Raw genomic sequence first — 19,083 nt, 5'->3', positions numbered from 1 at the left:
GAAAATCAAGCGCCGCCCCTGGCAAAAATTCTCGAGAGACGCCAAATAAAGAAGAGTCCCGTAGCGGCAATCGCAGCTGCGGCACCGTAGCAGACCGCGTAGCCGAGACCGGCACCGCGCAGCGTTCCCATGAGGGTTGGCCCAAGGACACCCGCAACTGCAAAGCCCGCAAACATAATGCCGAAATTGACCGAATTGTTTCGCGAGCCGAACACTTCGGCGGTAAAGCCCGGAAAAACGCCCATGAAGGAGCCGAACGCCATCCCGACCGAGACGAGACCAGCATAAAAAAGTGGAGGACGCTCGGGGCCGGCAAAAGCGAGCGCGGCGAGGCCCGCGAGCGAAAAAGCGATCCCCAAAGTCAGTGCGGCAAGACGACCGAGTTTGTCGGAGAGCGTTCCCGCAAAGATACGCCCGACCGTATTGGCGAGCGCCATGACGGAAACGGCGACGCTCGCGTCTGCCGCAGTGAAACCCATCTGGTTGCGGGCGATCGAATAGGCATGCGCAAGAATCATCATCGCAGCCACGGCGCCGCACATGAGGAGCGCAATCATGGACGGAAATTCTTCGGAAGCGATCATTGCGCGCCAGTTGCGGTCCGCTCTCTGAACGGATTTCGCCGGCGCCGTCCAGCCTTCGGGCACAAAACCCGGCGGGCAGCGCATGGAGAGAAGTCCGCCCGCGACGATCACCACTGCAAAGACGACGCCCAAGCCTTTCATCGCCGCTTCAATGCCGAACTCGGCAATAAGCCAGGCGGCAGCTGGCGGCAGAATCACGGAACTCGAACCGTAAACGGCCGTCGTGAGACCACCCGAGAGTCCGCGTCGGTCCGGAAAGAACTTCATCGTATTGTTGACGGTGCAGCCGTAGACAAAGCCGAGACCAAGCCCGAAGCCAAGACCGTAAGCAAGAATGATTTCGAGCGGCGTCGCGGCGGTGCCGCAGAAATAAAGACCCGCCCCCATCAGAAGACCGCCCGCGGCGATCACGAATTTCGGCCCGAATCGGTCGTTCACGGCCCCGCCCGAAATCATGGTGATGGGACCGACGGCATTGGCAAGCCCGAACGCGAGCGCAAGGTCGGCGCTTGCCACTTTGTCGGGACCGATCGCGGTCAAACGATCGGCCAACGCTGCGCCGAAAACGGACCAGGCGTAGAGAGACCCGGCAAAGAGGTTGATGAAGCAACCAACGACCAGAAGATGCCAGCGCTTTCTTGTTAGATTCATCGTTGTGTCAGACCTAAGTACGGTCCGTTTTTTTGTGATCTTGATATTGTGCCTCGATAAGACGCTGCTTCTCTTCGGGTGTTTTCACGAGGTTGAGAAAGAACGACCCCCGGACCGATCTCCCTCAATGTCGTTCATTGGGCGGCTTATCTCAATCGAATAACACCGATTCCTTCCCGGCACGCGTCCAATCGTAGGGCGTAGACCATTTGGGATCTGCCCAGAAGGCCGGCACCCCCTTTTCCAAAAGGAACGCTTGAATGCTCCGCACGGTTTGATCAAGAACGCTGTACGACGAAAGCGAACCGCTTCCGCCATAGAAAAACGGCAGCACAACCAGCCAGCAGTTACGTAGCGGCACCGCTTGGCCGTCGGCATCGAGTGCATGCCCGATCTCGTAGACGGCTGTTGAGATACCGGTTACGTCAGAGAGATGCATTTCCTCGGATTCAAGCGCACCGAACATTTCGGCAAATTCACGCTTTTTCCCGATGCCGATGCCGACAACCAATTTGGGCGATCCGTCGCGCGTTGTCTCGTACAAGCGTTTCAATAAAGCAGAACTTCGCCACTCAACCGCTTTTTTGTAATACTCGTTCACATCGAAAAATTTGCCTGCCTGAATCAAATCCACGATTCGTCCGAGATCCACGCCTTGGTAGCGAACGTGAAGCGCTTGCCATTGACTGTTGTTTTGCCGTGAGAACGGAAAAAGGTTGAGTTTTGCACCGACACCGTTCGGCATAAAGAGACCTTTGGCTGCTGCGCGTTCAGCGAGCGTCCCAGAAGCAACGTTCTCTTCGTACTGCCAGCCGAAAAGCCGCGTGCAGAACCGCACGAGGTACTGGTTGTAGCGATAGGCATTGAGCCAACGAGCAGCTGCGTCTCTATCAGGTTTAAGCCAAGCCGTACACGTATTTTCATACTCATCGAAGTCGATGTAGGACGTGCCGTCGGGCTCGCTTGAGCCGCCGCCCCATTCAAGTCCCGAAATCCAAAGCGGCGACGCCCAGCCGCCGCCTTCGCAGCCGCAGGAAAGGTTTTCACAGATGGCACGAAGCTCGGCGTAGGCCTTTTCCTTTGTGAACGATGAACGGATTTGAGCGGCGCGTTGAAGACGCACGGCCTCTCTCTCGGCTTGGGCATCCGCAGAAAGCGAAGCGATCGGATCAAATGGCGCATCACCTTGGAGCGCGATGTGATTCACATAGGCGACGAGCCGACGGCTGAGCTCCTCATCGGGATCACCTCGTCCGCACTTTAAAAAGTACTGTTCGGTCAGCCACCGATATTCGGCCGACGCATTGAATGTGAAAGGCGCGAGCGGTTTGGCATTCGGTTCGATTTTTCCGGTCATTGCAGGCGTTCCACCACCATCATCAAGAGAAACACCAAGTTTAGCCGCTCCATACCTCGACGCCCGATACACCGGTTATTCCGGTCTTTGATCGAAAAACGGGACGCCCGACATAACCGCCGATGCGTCCCGTATTGTGTGTTGTCGTGAGACTTGGATTATGCGGATCCGCCGTTAGGCTTCGCTTCGTTCGTTTCTGCCGCAGCCTTCGGCTCGGTTTCTTCTGCCTCGGGCTTTTCAGTTTCTTCTGCCTCTTCTGCCGCCTCATCGGCTTCCTTCGCAATCGCCGCCATCACGGCGACGGCATCGGACTCGTGCGGCTTGGGCGCGGGCGGAAGTACGGGCTCCTCGGGCGTCTTTTCTGCGAAGGCAGTGGCTTCGGAATCAACTGTCGACGGTTCGGCTTGGGTCACCGCTTCTTCCTCTTCGGCAAATTCCGAGAGCACGCTCGTCGCGGCATAAGCGGCACCGGCCGTGGCTGCTCCGAGAATGACTGGGGCTTCAGTCTTTTCCGACTTCTCGGTCTTTTCGGGCTTCATACCCTGCTCAACCTTTTCGTCCGCCGGGGGGGCGGAAGCTTCGGCCTCATCGGTTTTTGCCGGTTCATCCTTCTCGCCCTCTTCCGTTTCGGCTTTCTTCTTCGGACGGAGTTTTTCCGTGAGATCCTCGAAAGCATCGGTACGTTTTGCCTTGGGTTCAATCACTTCACCCAAAGGCGCATTTTCGGCAACGGCCGCTTCGATCTTGACGGCGAGGAGTCGTGCCGCAGCGTCCCCCGTCGAGAGGAAGCGAATGTTTTCGAGACGCGCTTCGGGCCACAGATCCGCATCGCGCGCAACCACGACGATGGGAATTTCAGGCGAAACACGGCGGGCGGCATTCGCGGCCGAGACGGCATCGGCGGAGCTGTCGACGAGGATGAGGCGCTGCGCGTGATGAAGGTGCGCCGCAATCCAGGACTCTTCCTTCGAAAGGAGGCCGCTCACAACGGAAATCGACGCTTCGGAAAGACGCTTGGCGATTTCTTCGTTGGCAGTGAGAACCACCATCGGGACCTTCGATTCCGAAAGGAACTTTGCGAAGCGTTCGATAAAGGCATCGTTGCCGGCCACAACAACCTGCCCCGAAAGCATTTCGGGCTGCGTTTCCTGCGGCAGCGCCTCATAGGGCATCGTGCGCATGGCGGCCTTTCGCGCCCAAGTCCAGCGGCCCGTCAAGAACTTCGCGAGATGCGGGATCACGCCGAAGCAGACGGGATTCAACGCGATCGAAAGGATCGCGCCCGCCACGATGAGGTTGAGAAGCCCCGGTTTGGCGAGACCGAGCGACTCGGCCTGCCCCACGAGAATGAACGAGAATTCGCCGATCTGCGCGAGCGAAACGGCTACCGTCAAGGCCGTGTGAAGCGGGTACTTGAGCGCCCAGACGAGAATAAAGGCGCAGATCGACTTCCCGAAGATGATCGTAAAGAGGACGGCAAGCACTTCCCAGGGATTCTCGATCAGCACACGCCAGTCAAAGAGCATGCCGACCGCAACGAAGAAGAGCACGGAGAAGGCGTCCTGCAGCGGGAGCGACTCGGTCGCCGCGCGGTGCGCAAAGCGGCTCTCCTGCATAACCATGCCGGCGAAGAAGGCGCCGAGCGCGAAAGAGACGTGGAAGATTTCCGCCGCGCCGTAGGCGACACCCACCGCACAGGCGAGAACGAAGAGCGTGAAGAGTTCGCGCGAGCCCGTCTTCGCCACCTGCGCCATCGCCCACGGCAGAACGCGGCGGCCGGCCAAAAGCATCACGACGACAAAAGCCACGGCGCCGAGCAAGGTCTTCCCGAGACTCATCGCGAGTTCCATGCCGCTCACGGTTGCCTTGGTACCGGTGCCGGGCGCAAAGATTTCCGCGAGAGGCGGCAGCATAACGAGGATGACAACGGTCGCCAAGTCTTCGACGACGAGCCAGCCCACGGCAATGCGCCCGTCGGGCCCGGAGAGAATTCCTCGCACTTCAAGGGCCTTCAAAAGCACGACCGTTGAAGCGCACGAGAGCGAGAGCCCGAGCGCAAACGCTTCAACCCAGTGGCGATCGAAGAGCGTGTGTGCGGCAACGGCGCCGAGCACCGTCGCGCAGAACATCTGCAGCACCGCCCCCGGAACGGCGATGCCCTTCACGCTCATCAGGTCCTTGATTGAAAAGTGCAGACCGACGCCGAACATCAGGAGCATGACGCCCACTTCGGCGAACTGACTGGCGAGTTCCGGGTCCGCATAGACACCGGGCGTAAAGGGACCGGCCGCGATGCCGGCAAGCAGATAGCCGACGAGTGCGGGCGCCTTCAGAAAGCGCTCGGCAATGAAGCCGAAAACGAGCGCAAGCATGAAGCCGATCACGAGCGTCGAGATGAGCGGGAGCGAGTGTTCCATTCGTGCTTATTCGGTTGGCGTTTGTTGGAATTGTTCTGCTGCTTCCGGCCGCTTCTGCCACGCCAGCGGCGCCACGGCGAAGACGAAAGCGAAAAGCGCGCATGGCACGTAACCGCTTTTGCAGTCTCACTTCAATCGCGAGCAGCGCGTTTTTCGCTTTCCCTTATCGGAAACACGGATAGTATAAGTAGCGCCTGTGCCGGAACGCCTGCAAAACGGGCGTAAAAAAGTGGTTTTCCGCAAATTTTCCGACGAAGTCCGCAATCAGGGCGACACGTCTTTTCGTACGCGTTTCACCGCTCGAAACGCCGACCCTGCATGCCGTCTCTCTGTCGCTCAAGCCTGCCGTCTCTTCTTCGCGGCTTCTTCTACTTTTTCTGACGTCGATTTTCACGACAGAAGTCGCTCAACCGCGTGGTTTGCCTCTGTTTATTGCGCTTGCGGGTTCGTACAATCATCGTAAGAAGCCCTCCATTTCGAACGCAGGTGTTCGACTCGCGGCACCGTATGTGCGAAATTGTGTGCGCTGTTGCGCCTTTCCGGCGCCCGAGCGCCGAACGAAGCGTGTAGTATTGGGGGCCTTTTATAAAAAGAAGCCAAACGCACTTGACGGGATCTCCAAGCGGGTCCTGCGTTCGGCCGTTTGTGTGTTTTCCGCGCTTTTCGACCGTTAGTTTTTCGGACATGTCTCAAGAATCCGCGTCTGCCGATGCCGCAGGCATCGAAAGTGGAGCCGCCGCGCAAAAGCCCGGCCGAAAAGAAGCTGCCGACGATGTCGGCCGAGCGGTGCAGGTGAAGCCGCGCCGCCCCCGCAAAGAGGGCCCGGCCGTTGTCGGGACGCCCGGCGTTACCGCGCAGGCGCGCACGGGCATTCGTGCGGGCGCGCCCAACGTCAAGACGAGCATGAAGCCCGGCTTCCGACCGGTTGCGATCATCCCCGTCTACAACCAGCCGCAGTGTCTCGCCGAAGTGGTTGCCGACGTCCGTAAGCTCAGTCTTCCGGTCTACCTCGTTGACGACGGCTCGGATGAAACGACACGTTCGCTTTGCGACCGGCTCGCAGAGCCCGGCGTTCGCGTCATTCACCGCACGGTGAACGGCGGCAAAGGTGCGGCCGTGATCGACGGCTTCAAGGTCGCGGGACGCGCAGGCTACACGCACGCGCTTCAGATCGACGCCGACGGTCAGCACGACCGTGCAGCACTGCCGAAATTGCTCGCGCTCGGGCAGAAGTACCCCTGCACGCTCATTTGCGGCTACCCCGTCTACGATGAAACGGTGCCGAAGGCGCGGCTCTTCGGGCGCAAGCTCACGAACTTTTGGGCTGCGGTCAACAGCCTCTCGCTCTCCTTTGAAGACGCCATGTGCGGACTTCGCCTCTATCCGCTCGACCCCGTACTCGGTCTTGTTGAGAACGCGAAGATCGGCCGCCGCATGGAGTTCGATCCGGAAATTCTCGTGCGTCTTCTCTGGGCGGGTGTCCGCATCAAGAACATTCCCGTTCGCGTCACTTACCCGGCAGAAGGCGTGAGCCACTTCAATGCGCTCACCGACAACGTTCGCATCAGCCTCATGCACGCCAAGCTCTGCGTCCTGATGCTTACGCGCCTGCCGATCATTCTCTTTTCGCGCATCTGCGGACGGGACCCCGAATGCAAAACGGTTTGCCCAGACGCCCCCCTCCAAGCGGCCAACGACAAAACGATCAAGTCCTCGAAGGCCGCCAAGCCCGCGCAGCTCCCGCCCGCGAACGGCACCCGTGCGGCGTCCGTGCGTTCAGCCCAAACAGCCGGCGCTCAGCCTAAGACTGCCAAGGTCGCGAAAGCACCCGCGCCGAGCGCTGCCGCTCAGGCGGCTGCGCTCGCACAGGCGCAGGCCGAAGTGCGGCGCACGGGCATTTCGCAGGCGGCAACCGAACGCGAAGCACTCAAAGCCCAAAAGCAGAGCGCAGCCTTAACGAGCGTTCGGCCGAACGACAGCGTTGCCGGCAGCAACTGATGCGCCCGACCGAAAAAGCGAAGTCCGTCGGCCCGCATCGCCCGAAGGCGGAGCCCCATTGGTCGAAACTCGGCGAAAAAACCTCGACCGCGGGCATCCGCATTCTGCTCTTTGTAGCCAAGTATTTCGGGATCAGGCCATTTCGGCTGATTCTGAAGCCCGTTCTCTTCTTTTACTGGTCGACAAACACGAGACTACGGCGCGACCTCCTTGCCTACCAGGAGCGGGTGGTCGACTACCTAAAGCAGAGACCGTGGATCGAGGTCGATCAGCCAGATGCCGTTCTTCATGCCGGCGCACGGCCGGACGCGAAGACCGCGCTCGCGCAGCTTGAGCGCTTTGGCGAAACGATTTTGGATAAGCTCCTTGCTGCGTGCGGTGCGCACGCTGCGAAGCGTCAGCTTTTCCTTGAAGTCGCCGGCGACGAACCTTTTGCGGCCGATCCGCCCAATCAGGGCGCCGTTATTCTGACGTCGCACGCGGGCTGCCAAGAGCTTCTTTCCCGCGAATCGAGGCACCATACGGACCATCCGCTCGTCGTGCTCGAGCACACGGGACATGCGAAACGCTTTAACAAGCTCTTGGAGAACGCTTCCCGAAGCGACGGATCCCGTCCTGCGGCCCCGCGCTGCGAGTTCTTTGAAGTCACAGAGCTCTCCCCTGCCCTTGCGATGGCGCTCGCCGACCGTGTGGAGCAAGGGGCGTACATCATTCTCGCGGGTGACCGGACGCCGATCGGATCGGAAAAAGCGGTCGCGGAAGTCGACTTTCTCGGCGCCAAAGCACCGTTTCCGACGGGCGGCGCACTCCTCGCGCTTCTTTTGAAATGTCCGCTTCGCATGATGACCTGTACGCGTAGAGCGTCTATATCCGGCGACCCGCCGGGGTCCGCTCGCTACCGTGTGAAGTTTGCCTCGCTTGACGAGTCGCCCGCAGCCTCGCGCCGCGAAAGAGAAGCTTGGTTAAAACGGATGGCGCAGGCCTATGCCGACAATCTTGCCGCCGAGATCCTGAGGTCACCGCGGGATTGGTTCAATTTCTACGACTTCTGGGGCGAATCTCAAAGCGATGAGACCGTTTGCGGCCGCCGAAGAAAGGGATTGAACTGAAAAATTTTCTTTGTTTACACACAATCTTTCAGTTGCCCTGCACCGAAAACCGCTCAGCATCCGCAACGGCTTCCTTCTTGAACACCGCTCGGTACCCACGACCATCCACGCCTTTGCGACCGATATCTATCGCGACAGACGGCTTCTCTAGGTCACTTCTGAAAAACGAAATACACGGCCAGCACCAGGCACACGAAGGCCGCGAGGTGGTTCCAGCCGAGACGGATGTTGAAAGCGATGAGGCCGAACAGCGTGAAAATGAAAAGCGTGATGCATTCCTGGATGATCTTGAGCTGAACGAGCGAAAAGGGACCGCCGTTCATTTCGAAGCCGATGCGGTTTGCCGGGACCATGCAGGCGTACTCAAAGAGCGCTATCGACCAGGAGAAAACGATGACGAGCGCGAGCGGCCAGTTGGAGATGACTTTGGCCGCCTGCAGCTTCAAGTGCAGATACCAGGCGCACGTCATGAAAACGTTGGAGATGCAAAGCAGCGCGATTGTTGAGAGGCCTTTGGCGAGCATGACTTATTTATTGAAGAAAGATTTCGGAAGCAGCAAGCGTAGCGCGCCTGAAGCCGATTTGCACGCCGGCCGAAGCATCAAACGCTTGACGTATGCCGCACGCGGGCTGGGCGATTCAACGCCCGCATAGATCAAGAGGGGAACACCGTTGCTACGATGTCCCCCTCCTGCGCTCGGATTCTTTTGAATTCGGTCGTGTTGAACGAATTCCGCTATTCGATCCGTTGCTGCCGGACATGCGCCTCGGCAGCATCAACGCTCTTTAGAGCAGCTCAAGAACGTTCTTGAGCGTCGCGACGCGGTTTTCGATCGTCGGGATCTGGAGATTTTCCTTGGCGCTGTGGAAGCCCGAACCGGCCGGGGCCACACCGTCAACGACGATCGTGTAAGCGGCGATCTTGTTGGCGTCGGAACCGCCGCCGGCATCGATCCAGCCGGCTTCGTAGCCGGCACGGCGGGCAGCTTCGTTGATGATATCAACGAGTTCCTTCGAACGATCGCTGTAGGGCATGGCGGGCGAGTTCGAAACCTGCTTGGCTTCAACCGTGATGTCTTCGCCCCAGTTCTGCTGGGCGAGGGCTTCGATCGAGGACTTCAGGTATTCGCCGTCTTCGTCGGTCTTGAAGCGCGTGTCGATCTTGAGCGTGCAGAGATCGGGAACCGTGTTGCAAACCGTACCGCCCTGAACGACGCCGACCGTGACGGACGTGCCGCGGCCTTCGAGGTCCTGGAGTTTGCTCACTTCGATCGTGAACTTGGCGGCAGCGAGAACGGCGGAACGACCGTCCTGCGGGGCGTTGCCGGCGTGAGCGGCGACGCCGTGAACATTGATTTCCCAAACGCCGCGGCCCTTACGGGAGCGAACGAAGGAGCCGTTGGCACGGCCCGGTTCGCAGACGATGGCGTACTTGGCGGTCTTGGCCTGTTCGATGAGCCAACCGCGGGACGAAACCGAGCTCACTTCTTCGTCAGGGTTGTAGCAGACGAGGATGGCGAGACGATCGAGGTCTTCCTTGCGAGCCATCTTGAGGGCGTGGAAGATGGCGATGACACCGGCCTTGCAGTCGGCGCAGCCCGGGCCCATCACGCGGTCGCCTTCAATCTTGAAGGGGCGTTCGGCAACGGTGCCTTCCGGGAAGACCGTGTCGAGGTGGGCGTTGAACATGATGTCGTACTTTTCGGCATCGGGCTTGTTCGTGGCGCGCAGACCCATGCCGGCCTTCGGGCCGAGATCGACGAGTTCGGTGTGGAAACCGATTTCGTCGAAATGACGCTTCATGATCTTGGCAACCTGCGTGACGCCTTCAACCGTGGCGGAGCCGCAGTCGATGTTCACAACCTCTTCAAGGTCCTTGAGATAGGCTTCGAGCATTCTTCTCTCCGAAAAATACGTTTGTCGCACGGCCGTCGCTGCGGGCCCTTCCCGCCGCGCGTCCGCACAACCGTTTGTGGTCGAAGAGCATTCTGCTACTCGGGTTCTTTTCGGACATTGCACCTTGGTTCTAAAACGCTGGCGTCCCCGCGCTTTCCCGTATATGGGCCGTGATGCAAACGGCTGCAGGGGCGCCCCGGATTAGAGAGAGAGGAATCCGCCGCAGGCGGTTCTTCTTCAACAGTGACAACTGAGCATCGCCGCCGCATCCGCCAAATGTTCTAAAACCGTTCTTGACGGGCAAAAGCCGTGGTAACGCTCGCTACTCCTTTGATTTAAGAGTGCGAGACGATCCACCTGTTGCGCGCGTCTTCGATTCGAAGAATCCGAACATCATTACACCGCCGATTCGAAACGGGCACGCTGTCCTCCCGGCATCTTGGCGCGAGGATGACGACTCTGACGAATGAGGACGATGGTCGCGATCAGCTTGCTGAGGAAGGTCCCCGGCACTACGAGGTTTGGCGCATTCCGTTCGAATTCGATGACAAACCGGGCGTCTTCAAAAACCGCCCGGTCATCGTTGGCGCTATCGAAGAAGACACGGTTGAGGTGTTCATCATTTCGGTCAAAGTCACCAGTCACCCGCCGCGCCCGGCTTTTCTCGAGGAAGTTCCTCTTCTTGACTGGCAGGAATACGGAATACGGCAGACTCAGCGATCGCGACGCAAAAGCTGTCGATGCAGCCTTGTTTGGTCTTGGGTTCCTCACTACGTCGAGGCGCCATCAATAGCCATTTCACGAATGCCGCTCAAAAAGGACGGCTTTGTGCTTTTCGGCAGCCGTGAAGAGAAAACGGTATCGCTCACCGGAACGAAGCCAGCGGCCTCAAGCTTAAAGATGAGCGCAGTGATGCTCGTCAAAGTTCGCCGATCGCCTCCAAGAAATGATGAATCTCGAGGGCCGAGCGCACTTCGAGCTTCTTGCAGGCGTTCGAACGGTGAATCTTCACCGTGTGTTCCTGAATGTCGAGGTCGATCGCAATCTGCTTGTTCATCTGGTCCTGTGCGACGCGCTTTAAAATCTCCTTTTCGCGATCGGTCAGGAGTTCGTAGCGGCTTCGCATGCCTTCCACTTCAATTTGCACGCGCCGCGCTTCAATGTTCTTTTCGGTGAGACGCTTGACGATTTCACGGAACTTCGCGGGGTCGACGGGCTTTTCCAAAAAGTCCTCTGCGCCGAGCTTCAGGGTGGAGACGGCCATCCCGATATCGCCGTGCCCGGTCAAAAAGAGGATCGGGAGATCGATCCCGCGGCGAAGCATCTCCTGCTGCAGCTCAAGCCCGCTCATGCCGGGCATGCGCACGTCGAGAACGACGCAGCCCGGATGCCGTAGATCGTCGTGGTCGAGAAAATCGCGTGCACTCTCGTAAGTGACGACGTCGATCCCGACCACCCGCAGGGCGAAGGATTCCGAACGGCGTACCGTTTCTTCATCGTCAACGATGCGAACAAGCGCGGGATAGAGGTCGGGCGAAGGCGTGGCGGTCATAAAAATACTTTTCTCTCAGACGAAATCGGGCGCTCCGAATTTCGTTTCTTTGTGCGTTGTGTTTGGATTTAAGTCTCAGCCGACTTCGTGCTCGCCGGCTTTCGGGCGGCTGCCCGCACCGTCCGTCTGTCGCTGCGCCATCGAAAGGATTGCGCAAAGACCGGACGGCTCTACACGGCGGAAGCGCAGCTTCGCGGCGTGACGCTCGGCAATGACGCGGCAAATCGAAAGCCCGAGCCCGAGTCCCTCGAGTTTATCGCTTGAAATGGGGTGCGCGAGGTCGTTGAACTGCGCGTCCGAGATGGCGGGCCCGTTGTCGCGCACCTCGAGCACCCAGCGGGGATCGTCCGATGTGACGCCGTCGGCAAAGAGGCGAATCGAAATCGTGCCCTTCCCTTCGGGCGACGCCTTCGCCGCGTGCAGCGCATTCTTTAAAAGATTGACGATGAGAAGCTCGAGTTCAAGCGGATCGCCTTCGATCGGGGCTTTATCGGCGAAATCGGACGTGATGCGCACGCCCGTGCGGTCGGCGCTCGAGCCGAAGGTTACAAACGCACGCTTCGTGACTTCGCAGAGGTCGATCGGCGCGTGCACCTGCGTCTTCTGTTTGGCGTACTTTCTCACGCGTTCGACAATTTCCGAGACACGTTCAGCCTGCTCGGCGATTTCGCGCGTGGCTTCGTCAATCATCGGATCCTTTCCGCGGCCGCCCAAATAAAGCTGCAGACCGTCTGCGTAGTTGATGAGCGACGCCACGGGCTGACGCAGTTCGTGCGCGATCATGCTCGAGAGTTCGCTCACGATCCCGGCGCGCTCGAGCTGCGACAAGCGGGCGCGGTTTTCCTTTTCGCTCTCTTCCAATGCGGATTTTTCGTCAATGATCTGAACGAGCGCCCGTGTGCGGTTGCGCACGACGCGGCTCACGAGAATGTTGTACCCGACGGAACCGGCGAGAATGAGGAAGCCGATCAGCATCGCATACTTGTAGCGGTCGGTTGTGTCGTCGCGGTCGCCGTCGGCAGAGGCCATCACCCCGGCGTACCGGTGGATGACGCGGCGCGAATCGTTCACCTGGTTGGCAACGGTCCACCCCCAGCCGTCAGCCGTGAGAGGCATGCCGAGAAGCGTCGAAGAAGCGATCTTCCCCCATTCGGCAGGCAGGTCGGGGCGCGCGGCGAGAACGAGGTCCGGATAAAGCTGCGTCGACGTTCGACAAGCAAAGCCTTCGACGGGGCGCTCGCCGAGCACGCGGAATTCGTCCTGTGACACCAGTCCCTGCAGCTGAAGCGACTCGAGTTCGCATGTTGAAAGCACGCCGGCCTCAACGCGGCCTTCGCGAACCATTTCGACGACTTCCTCAGGCGAATCGCTCGTAAAGAAAACCTTCCCGAAGAAGTTGTTCGGGTACTGAGTGATGTTGCCGATCGCGGCAAGTGCCGTGAGCCAGCCCGAGAAGGACGACTTTTCGATCGCGGCTACGCGTTTACTGCGCAGATCGCCGAGCTCGAGCAACTCGTCGCTGTCCCCGCGCACAATGAAGACGGACCCCGAGGCCTTTTCGCTCACCGTGGCCACCGGCGTCTTTCGCGTCGCAAGCCAGATGGCGCCCGAACCCGCATCGGCCAAATACGTGTAAAAGCCGCTCGAAACGAGGAAAAGATCGAACTCGCGCTTGATGGCGCCAAGCTGGAGCTCGAATTCGGAAAGCTTTACAAGTTCGATCTCAAGTGTCGGAAAGGCGCTTCGAAGCCGCTCGAGCGACGGAATGAGAAGCTTCTTGCGCATATTCGTCTCGGCGCGCTCGAAGTAGCCGATCCGGAGTCGTTTGCCGCGTGCCTCGGGAATGATGGGCAATCCTTCGACAGCCGCGGCTTCCGTATCGGCCCAGCCGTCGTCGACCACCGTGTCGGACGCCGACGGAGCGGCCGAGAGCGGCGACGCGCAGAAACCAAGCGCAAAAAGACTCGCCAGAAGGCCGGCTGCGAGCGCCGCAGAGAAGAGCTTGCGCCGTTCAGCTGCCGGCCGAGAGACGGCCACGTCCCTCTGCGCTTTGCCTTTGAACGGTCGGAGCGAGCGCTGTCGAGTCATTTTTGAATCCGAATGGTATCTGAGTAATTCGCTGATTATGCTGTACTGTGCCAAAAAACGAAAGATTGGCGCGAAAAGAAAAACTTTTCGTCAAGACGCCTGCTATACGCAGTTTTCCGACCGCATCAAGTAAACGAGGCCTCTTCGAATCGGCTCCGAGTCGGCCGTCAAACGGATAAAAAAACCTCCGGCACGGAGGAGCTCTCGTGCCGGAGTTTCGTGCCTCCCTACGAAACAGGAAGCGTTCGACCGAAATCGATTAGTTGAGGATGATCGTCATCACGATCATGACGATGAGGCCGCCCGTCATCGGGATCGCGGTGCGGCGCACGAGTGCGAAGGGACTGATGCCCGAGCAGCCGGCAACTGCCACAACCACAGCCGTAATCGGCGACATCACGCGGGCAAGACCCGTCGAGAGCTGCATCGGCATGAGGAGAAGAATCGTCGAGACGCCGAATTCCTTGGCAAAGTCAGGAACGAGCGGCGCGAAGGCGTAGAACGGCGCATTGCCCGAACCCATAACGACCGAGGCGATCGAAATGAAGGCAACGACGACGATCATGATGGCATAGGCGGGCAGACCGAGGTTCTTCGTCGCTTCGATGAGATAGTCGATCGTGCCCGTGGCGATAAGGCCCTTGGCGAAGAGTTCGCCGGCAACGACAAGCGTCACAACGGTGGCAAACTGCTTGCCCATCATGTTGAAGAATTCCATGCCCTGCGCGAGGACTTCCTTGGGGGCCTTGCGGATCAGTTCGCAAACCATGGAGATCGCGAACGAGATGAACATCGCGGTCGGCACGTCGAGCTTGACGGAGTCGATGACGAAGCGGTTGAAGACGATCAGCAGAACGAGCGGGATCGTCGGCAGAATGCCGTACCAGCTCGGGGCACCTTTGGCGTCGAGGTCATCGTTCTTGACGACGGACAGATCGACTTCGTTGGCCTTGTCGCCGTCCTTAGCGTCAAAGTAGCGCTGCGTGAAGAAGTGCAGCACCGCAACGGCAATCGTCACCACAATGCCGACCGGAATCTGGTACTCGATGAAGTAGGTCATCGTGTCCATGCCGGCAACCTGCGCAGCGTAGTTCGCCGCACCCGAGGTCGGACCCATATCAAGGCAGGAGACCGTGGCGATCAGCGCGGCGGCGGAAAGACGCGAAGCGCCGAGCTTCACGAGCACCGGGTACATCGTCACCATCAAGAGCATGGCGAGGCCAGAAGCCGACGGAATGAAGAGGTCGGCGACGGCGCCCACGATGTAGCTCATCGAAAGAACGATGTAGGGCGACTTGAAGACGCGGAGCGGACGCGAAAGGTAGTCGGCCATGATGGCGGAAGCGCCGATCATCGACATGTACTTCGAGTAGCCGGCAGCCGACATGATGAGAAGACCGATGCCCGCGAGTCGCGAAGACATGAGAGAGCTGATGGCCTTAAAGAGGTCAAAGCCCACGAAACCCGTGCTCTTGACGCCCTTCGGGAGGATCTGAGCACCGCCGGGCAAGAGCCCGCACATGTCCATAATGACGGCAGCCGTGAGCAGGATGAGGCCGCCGAAGAGAAGCACGAACTGTGCCTTCATCTTCTTGAGAAGCACCTTGACGACGAAGATCGTCACCAAGAGGGAAATGATTACGCCGACCATAGCGATTCCTTTGGTTGAGGTCCGGTTTAAGTGTGTTGAGGGTGAAAGGCTCGATGTCGACCTGCTTTGTCGGCCGCACGCCTTCCCGCCCGGTCGAAATCGGTCGGATTCCGACGGTTCGATCGAATTCTGAAGAGAATCGACTGAAGCCGCTATGTACCAAGGTTCAATAGGCAACCGCCCTGCTGACTCGGAAAATCCCGAACGCAGAACCGAGTCACAGCGGCTTCATCCGCCGCTTTCCGTGCACGGTCGGCCGATAACTTAACCCTTGGAAATGAAGGCTTGTCGGAAGCAGGGCTTCGACTTCGCGCGTTCAGCGATCCTTTTTTTTAAAACGCACGCCATCGCCGCTGCGAAACGCTTTGCCGCTATGAAACACTTCAGTTGGTCGCGTCTTCTTGGAGATCCTTGTCGCGAAGCAGCTCCTTGCGGTATTCCGCGGGCGTCAGGCCGGAGATACCTTTGAATGCCGCTATGAAGGCCGACGGACTCCCGTAGCCCGCCGCATAGGTCGTCTCCTTGACGCTCTGCCCTCATCCCGTGCGCGTCTTGTTTAGGCATAAAAAAGCCTGGAATTTCAATCTGTTCCGAAGCGTCACCGTCAACTATCGAAAACCCGACCCTGCCTACTCTCGACCGTTCGTCTGCTCAAGCAACCCGAGTGAAGAGAGAAGCGCGCAGCCTACCGATCCTCGATTTCGGACGCGACAGACAAAAAAGAGCCGGGCAGCCCGAAGCGTTCGACGGAATCGAACACGAGCGCCGCCCGGCGAGAGAAGAAAGTCTCATACATCAGAAAGACCCTCGGATTCTGCTTAGATCGCGTGAGTCGGTGAGGATTGTCGGGCGCCCGCTCACGTCGCGCCATGTACCTTGGTTCAATTCCCCGGAAAGTTGAAACTGCCGATAATTCGTTTGCTCGGCCCAGGTCTCCCTAATCAGGACGCATTGCCCTCCGAAAGGGCGTTCGGGCCCAGAAGACCAAACTCAAGCGAAACAAGGAGCAACGCAACATGAACCGCAAAGAGGTACTTCTTGAAAGATTTCTTCGTTATGTCGCCATCCCGACCCAGAGCGACATGAAGGCAACCGTCGTTCCGAGCAATCCGAACGAATTCAAGCTTGCCGAACTGCTCGCCGAAGAACTGCGCGGTCTCGGCTTCGTCAACATCGAGATTTCCGAGCATGCCGTGCTGACGGCAAAGCTTCCGTCGAATCTGCCCGAAGGCACGAAGGCGCCCGTCATCGGCTGGATGGTCCACATGGATACGGTCAACGCCGGTCTCTCGCCCGAGATCCACCCGTGGGTCGTTCGCAACTACCAGGGCGGCGACATCTGCCTCAACGAAGAAAAGGACATTTGGCTTCGCACGAGCGAACATCCCGAAATCGAACGCTATAAGGGCGACGACATCGTCGTCACCGACGGCACGTCCGTATTGGGTGCAGACGACAAGTCGGCAATTGCGAACGTCATGACGGCGTTCTCGATCGTTCGCGAAGAAAACCGGCCGCACGGCGACATCTACGTTGCGTTCGTGCCCGATGAAGAGCTCGGCGAGCGCGGTGCACGCAAGACCGATCTCTCAAAGTTCCCCGTCGACTTCGCCTACACGATCGACTGCTGCGAACTCGGCGAAGTCGTTTGGGAAACGTTCAACGCCGGCAACGGCAAGCTCACGGTGCGCGGCATCTCTGCCCACCCGATGGCTTCAAAGGGCGTTCTTGTGAACCCGATCCTCGTCGTGCACGACTTCATCAATATGCTCGACCGCGGCGAAACGCCCGAATACACCGAAGGTCGCGAAGGCTTCATCGTTCTGAAGACGATGGAAGCGACGCCCACGACCGCCGTCCTCACGATGAAGATCCGCGACCACAACAAGAAGCTCTACGAAGCCAAGAAGGACAAGCTGCGCGCAGCGGCCGAATACCTCAGGATCCGTCATCCGAAGGCCAAGATCGAACTCGAGCTCTCCGACTCGTACGCCAACATCGCCGACGCCGTTCGCGACGACAACCGCATGGGGATCGACATCCTCTACAAGGCCCTTGAAATGTCCGGCGTTGAAGCGAAGACCATGGCCATGCGCGGCGGCACGGACGGCTCGTACCTCTCCGTCTGCGGCCTCTTGACGCCCAACTACTTTACGGGCGCGCACAACTTCCACAGCAACTGCGAGTTCCTCCCGATGAATTCCTGGGACAAGAGCCTTGAAGTGACGCTCTCGCTTGTCCGCATTGCTGCTGAAAGCCGCAAAGCCTGATTGAAGCAGTCTCTAAGCTGCAGAAGTGCGACTGCGCGCTGCTGCAGCTCACTGCACCCGGTGCCATAAGCTTGAATGTCGACGTCGGGTGCGCCGAGCTCAGGAAGGGGCGTATGGTTTGAAACCGTACGCCCCTTTGCGCGTTTAAGCACCTTGTGACACCTTGTGATAGACCGATAGCGTCTCTCTTTGACGTAAAGTCCCTCGAACGAAGCGTACTCGGCGTACGCTTGGATGGGTGAGGCTTTTCTGGGATAACACAATCATGCACCGAAGAGTTGTGCTTTTATCGGCATTTTCCGCGGCGCTCACGGCAACCGTTTCCGGTCGCGTGCTTGCAGCGGGCGGAATCAGCCGCGACGAGGCCGTTTCGCTCGCGCTCGCCTACGCAGGTGTAGCCAAACGGGACATTTTCAATCTCAAGATCGATCGCGATGAGGAGCAAGGTGTTCCGGTCTATTCCATCGAATTCGAGACGAAGTTCGGCGACTTTGACCTGTGCGTCGCCCGCAGTTCCGGCCGAATCATCGATGCCGACATGGAGATCGATGACGAATGGGTTCGGCGCCAGCCTTCGGCGGCAAATCCCGAGAGCGAGGTCCGTCGGGAAGTGCTGCGTCGTGTTCCCGGAGCGTCGTCGGCCGACATTCGTCTCCGACAAGAAGGTCGACGTTGGGAAGGCGTCCTTCGCCACGACGGCATGAAGTACGAATTCGAGGCGGATCGCCGAACGGGCCTTATTTTCGACTGGACGGCCGAGCGGCGCGCATAGCGCTGTCTCGGGAACGCCCGTGGCGTTTTCCAGACTATCCGATGTTTCTATCGGAACGCGTGAAGCAAAACGGTTCAAGAGTGCCGGATCCTGGCGATGCGAGGTCCGGCAGCAAAGCCCGATTGAGAGAATTGTTGCGCAATTCGAGAAAATGCGCCTCTTAGCGTTTTTCGACTCAAGTATGCTCGAACAAGAGAAGCACCTGCACCTTATGCACGCTCCTTAAGGTCAGTGCGGTACTGAGGACGCAATGTCACTCAACTACTGAGCTTTCCCTGCATCGTGCAAAGGCTGTCCTTCCGAATACAAACGAGGGAAGCCGCATCCATTCAGACGGCTTTGCCGGATGTATGGGTGCGGAGGCTTCACGAACAGTCGAAGCGCCTCGTTGATTTCCTTCGCGAAACGGACTCGGCGCACGCTGCAGAGAGGACGACGAAATAGGTTTACAGCCCGCTCGATTTGCCTCAACAGGCCCAAAACTGTCGCCCATACGCGACGATTCCGCTCGTCTCGTGCTTTTGATCGCACTGAGCGTGCCGAAATGGTCTTTCCGGTGTTATATTTCGTGGGCCCGAAGCGGCTGAGCAATTGCCTCGGCAGTCAAATCCTCTGCAAATCGCGGGCGGCATGACGAACGCTTCGGGTGCCGCCCGCCCCGCGCTTTTTGGGATCCGGCTGCAGATGAAGTTTCGCCTCCTTCGTGTTCCTTGAGCGAAGCTGCGCCTCAAATACTTG

At 58.9% G+C, this 19,083-nt stretch carries 13 protein-coding genes and 1 pseudogene; 4 read left to right on the top strand and 10 right to left on the bottom strand.

Going from position 1 to position 19,083, the window contains the following annotated elements:
• Positions 1-5: 5 nt before the first annotated feature.
• The 3 genes from H6A60_RS07045 to H6A60_RS07035 all read right to left on the bottom strand — a co-directional run bounded on the left by H6A60_RS07045 (position 6) and on the right by H6A60_RS07035 (position 5,009).
• On the bottom strand, positions 6-1,235 hold the full coding sequence (locus tag H6A60_RS07045) for an L-lactate MFS transporter (RefSeq protein ID WP_205102743.1): 1,230 nt from the start codon (positions 1,233-1,235) through the stop codon (positions 6-8).
• Positions 1,236-1,386: 151 nt separating this feature from the next.
• Positions 1,387-2,592, bottom strand: coding sequence for a hypothetical protein (locus H6A60_RS07040; RefSeq protein ID WP_205102741.1), 1,206 nt, complete (start codon positions 2,590-2,592; stop codon positions 1,387-1,389).
• A gap of 158 nt (positions 2,593-2,750) precedes the next feature.
• A complete protein-coding gene (locus H6A60_RS07035; protein ID WP_205102739.1) occupies positions 2,751-5,009 on the bottom strand; it encodes a cation:proton antiporter domain-containing protein in 2,259 nt (752 codons plus the stop codon).
• A gap of 684 nt (positions 5,010-5,693) precedes the next feature.
• Here H6A60_RS07035 and H6A60_RS07030 point away from each other — a divergent pair.
• Both H6A60_RS07030 and H6A60_RS07025 read left to right on the top strand, forming a co-directional pair.
• Positions 5,694-7,007, top strand: a complete 1,314-nt coding sequence (locus tag H6A60_RS07030; RefSeq protein ID WP_239477641.1) for a glycosyltransferase family 2 protein — start codon at positions 5,694-5,696, stop codon at positions 7,005-7,007.
• Positions 7,007-8,116, top strand: a complete 1,110-nt coding sequence (locus H6A60_RS07025; RefSeq protein WP_205102737.1) for a lysophospholipid acyltransferase family protein — start codon at positions 7,007-7,009, stop codon at positions 8,114-8,116. Before H6A60_RS07030 ends, H6A60_RS07025 begins: the two co-directional genes overlap by 1 nt.
• A 152-nt stretch (positions 8,117-8,268) precedes the next feature.
• Here H6A60_RS07025 and H6A60_RS07020 read toward each other — a convergent pair whose 3' ends face one another.
• The 7 genes and pseudogenes from H6A60_RS07020 to H6A60_RS14000 form a co-directional block, all read right to left on the bottom strand.
• Entirely contained in the window at positions 8,269-8,640 is a 372-nt protein-coding gene (locus H6A60_RS07020) for a DMT family protein (protein ID WP_205102735.1), read from the bottom strand.
• A 262-nt stretch (positions 8,641-8,902) separates the two neighbouring features.
• A complete protein-coding gene (locus H6A60_RS07015) occupies positions 8,903-10,012 on the bottom strand; it encodes a M20 family metallopeptidase (RefSeq protein ID WP_205102733.1) in 1,110 nt (369 codons plus the stop codon).
• 396 nt (positions 10,013-10,408) lie between these two features.
• Entirely contained in the window at positions 10,409-10,657 is a 249-nt protein-coding gene (locus H6A60_RS07010) for a hypothetical protein (RefSeq protein ID WP_205102731.1), read from the bottom strand.
• A 274-nt stretch (positions 10,658-10,931) separates the two neighbouring features.
• Positions 10,932-11,564: a response regulator transcription factor gene (locus tag H6A60_RS07005; protein WP_205102729.1), complete on the bottom strand. Its 633-nt coding sequence runs from the start codon at positions 11,562-11,564 to the stop codon at positions 10,932-10,934.
• Between the two features lie 75 nt (positions 11,565-11,639).
• Positions 11,640-13,652 (bottom strand): sensor histidine kinase, encoded by a 2,013-nt coding sequence (locus H6A60_RS07000; RefSeq protein ID WP_205102727.1) that lies wholly within the window; start codon positions 13,650-13,652, stop codon positions 11,640-11,642.
• Between the two features lie 259 nt (positions 13,653-13,911).
• Complete coding sequence (dcuC, locus tag H6A60_RS06995; protein WP_205102725.1) at positions 13,912-15,303, bottom strand: C4-dicarboxylate transporter DcuC; 1,392 nt, start codon at positions 15,301-15,303, stop codon at positions 13,912-13,914.
• 383 nt (positions 15,304-15,686) lie between these two features.
• Positions 15,687-15,827: pseudogene (locus H6A60_RS14000) on the bottom strand (helix-turn-helix domain-containing protein); the annotation flags it as partial.
• Positions 15,828-16,319: 492 nt separating this feature from the next.
• Here H6A60_RS14000 and pepT point away from each other — a divergent pair.
• Both pepT and H6A60_RS06980 read left to right on the top strand, forming a co-directional pair.
• Entirely contained in the window at positions 16,320-17,573 is a 1,254-nt protein-coding gene (gene pepT, locus H6A60_RS06985) for a peptidase T (protein WP_205102723.1), read from the top strand.
• A 265-nt stretch (positions 17,574-17,838) separates the two neighbouring features.
• Entirely contained in the window at positions 17,839-18,345 is a 507-nt protein-coding gene (locus tag H6A60_RS06980) for a PepSY domain-containing protein (RefSeq protein WP_205102721.1), read from the top strand.
• Positions 18,346-19,083: the final 738 nt, after the last annotated feature.

The organism is Sutterella massiliensis (assembly GCF_016899755.1).
Classification (GTDB): domain Bacteria; phylum Pseudomonadota; class Gammaproteobacteria; order Burkholderiales; family Burkholderiaceae_F; genus Sutterella; species Sutterella massiliensis.
The sequence above is the reverse complement of the archived record's forward strand: the minus strand, read 5'-3'. Positions and strand labels throughout refer to the sequence as shown.

Excerpts from the sequence above, each read along its gene's own strand:
- H6A60_RS07020 (WP_205102735.1), bottom strand. The coding sequence starts at position 8,640 with ATGCTCGCCAAAGGCCTCTCAACAATCGCGCTGCTTTGCATCTCCAAC.
- H6A60_RS07015 (WP_205102733.1), bottom strand. The coding sequence starts at position 10,012 with ATGCTCGAAGCCTATCTCAAGGACCTTGAAGAGGTTGTGAACATCGAC.
- H6A60_RS07040 (WP_205102741.1), bottom strand. The coding sequence starts at position 2,592 with ATGACCGGAAAAATCGAACCGAATGCCAAACCGCTCGCGCCTTTCACA.
- H6A60_RS07000 (WP_205102727.1), bottom strand. The coding sequence starts at position 13,652 with ATGACTCGACAGCGCTCGCTCCGACCGTTCAAAGGCAAAGCGCAGAGG.
- H6A60_RS07035 (WP_205102739.1), bottom strand. The coding sequence starts at position 5,009 with ATGGAACACTCGCTCCCGCTCATCTCGACGCTCGTGATCGGCTTCATG.
- pepT (WP_205102723.1), top strand. The coding sequence starts at position 16,320 with ATGAACCGCAAAGAGGTACTTCTTGAAAGATTTCTTCGTTATGTCGCC.
- H6A60_RS07025 (WP_205102737.1), top strand. The coding sequence starts at position 7,007 with ATGCGCCCGACCGAAAAAGCGAAGTCCGTCGGCCCGCATCGCCCGAAG.
- dcuC (WP_205102725.1), bottom strand. The coding sequence starts at position 15,303 with ATGGTCGGCGTAATCATTTCCCTCTTGGTGACGATCTTCGTCGTCAAG.
- H6A60_RS07005 (WP_205102729.1), bottom strand. The coding sequence starts at position 11,564 with ATGACCGCCACGCCTTCGCCCGACCTCTATCCCGCGCTTGTTCGCATC.
- H6A60_RS06980 (WP_205102721.1), top strand. The coding sequence starts at position 17,839 with ATGCACCGAAGAGTTGTGCTTTTATCGGCATTTTCCGCGGCGCTCACG.
- H6A60_RS07045 (WP_205102743.1), bottom strand. The coding sequence starts at position 1,235 with ATGAATCTAACAAGAAAGCGCTGGCATCTTCTGGTCGTTGGTTGCTTC.
- H6A60_RS07030 (WP_239477641.1), top strand. The coding sequence starts at position 5,694 with ATGTCTCAAGAATCCGCGTCTGCCGATGCCGCAGGCATCGAAAGTGGA.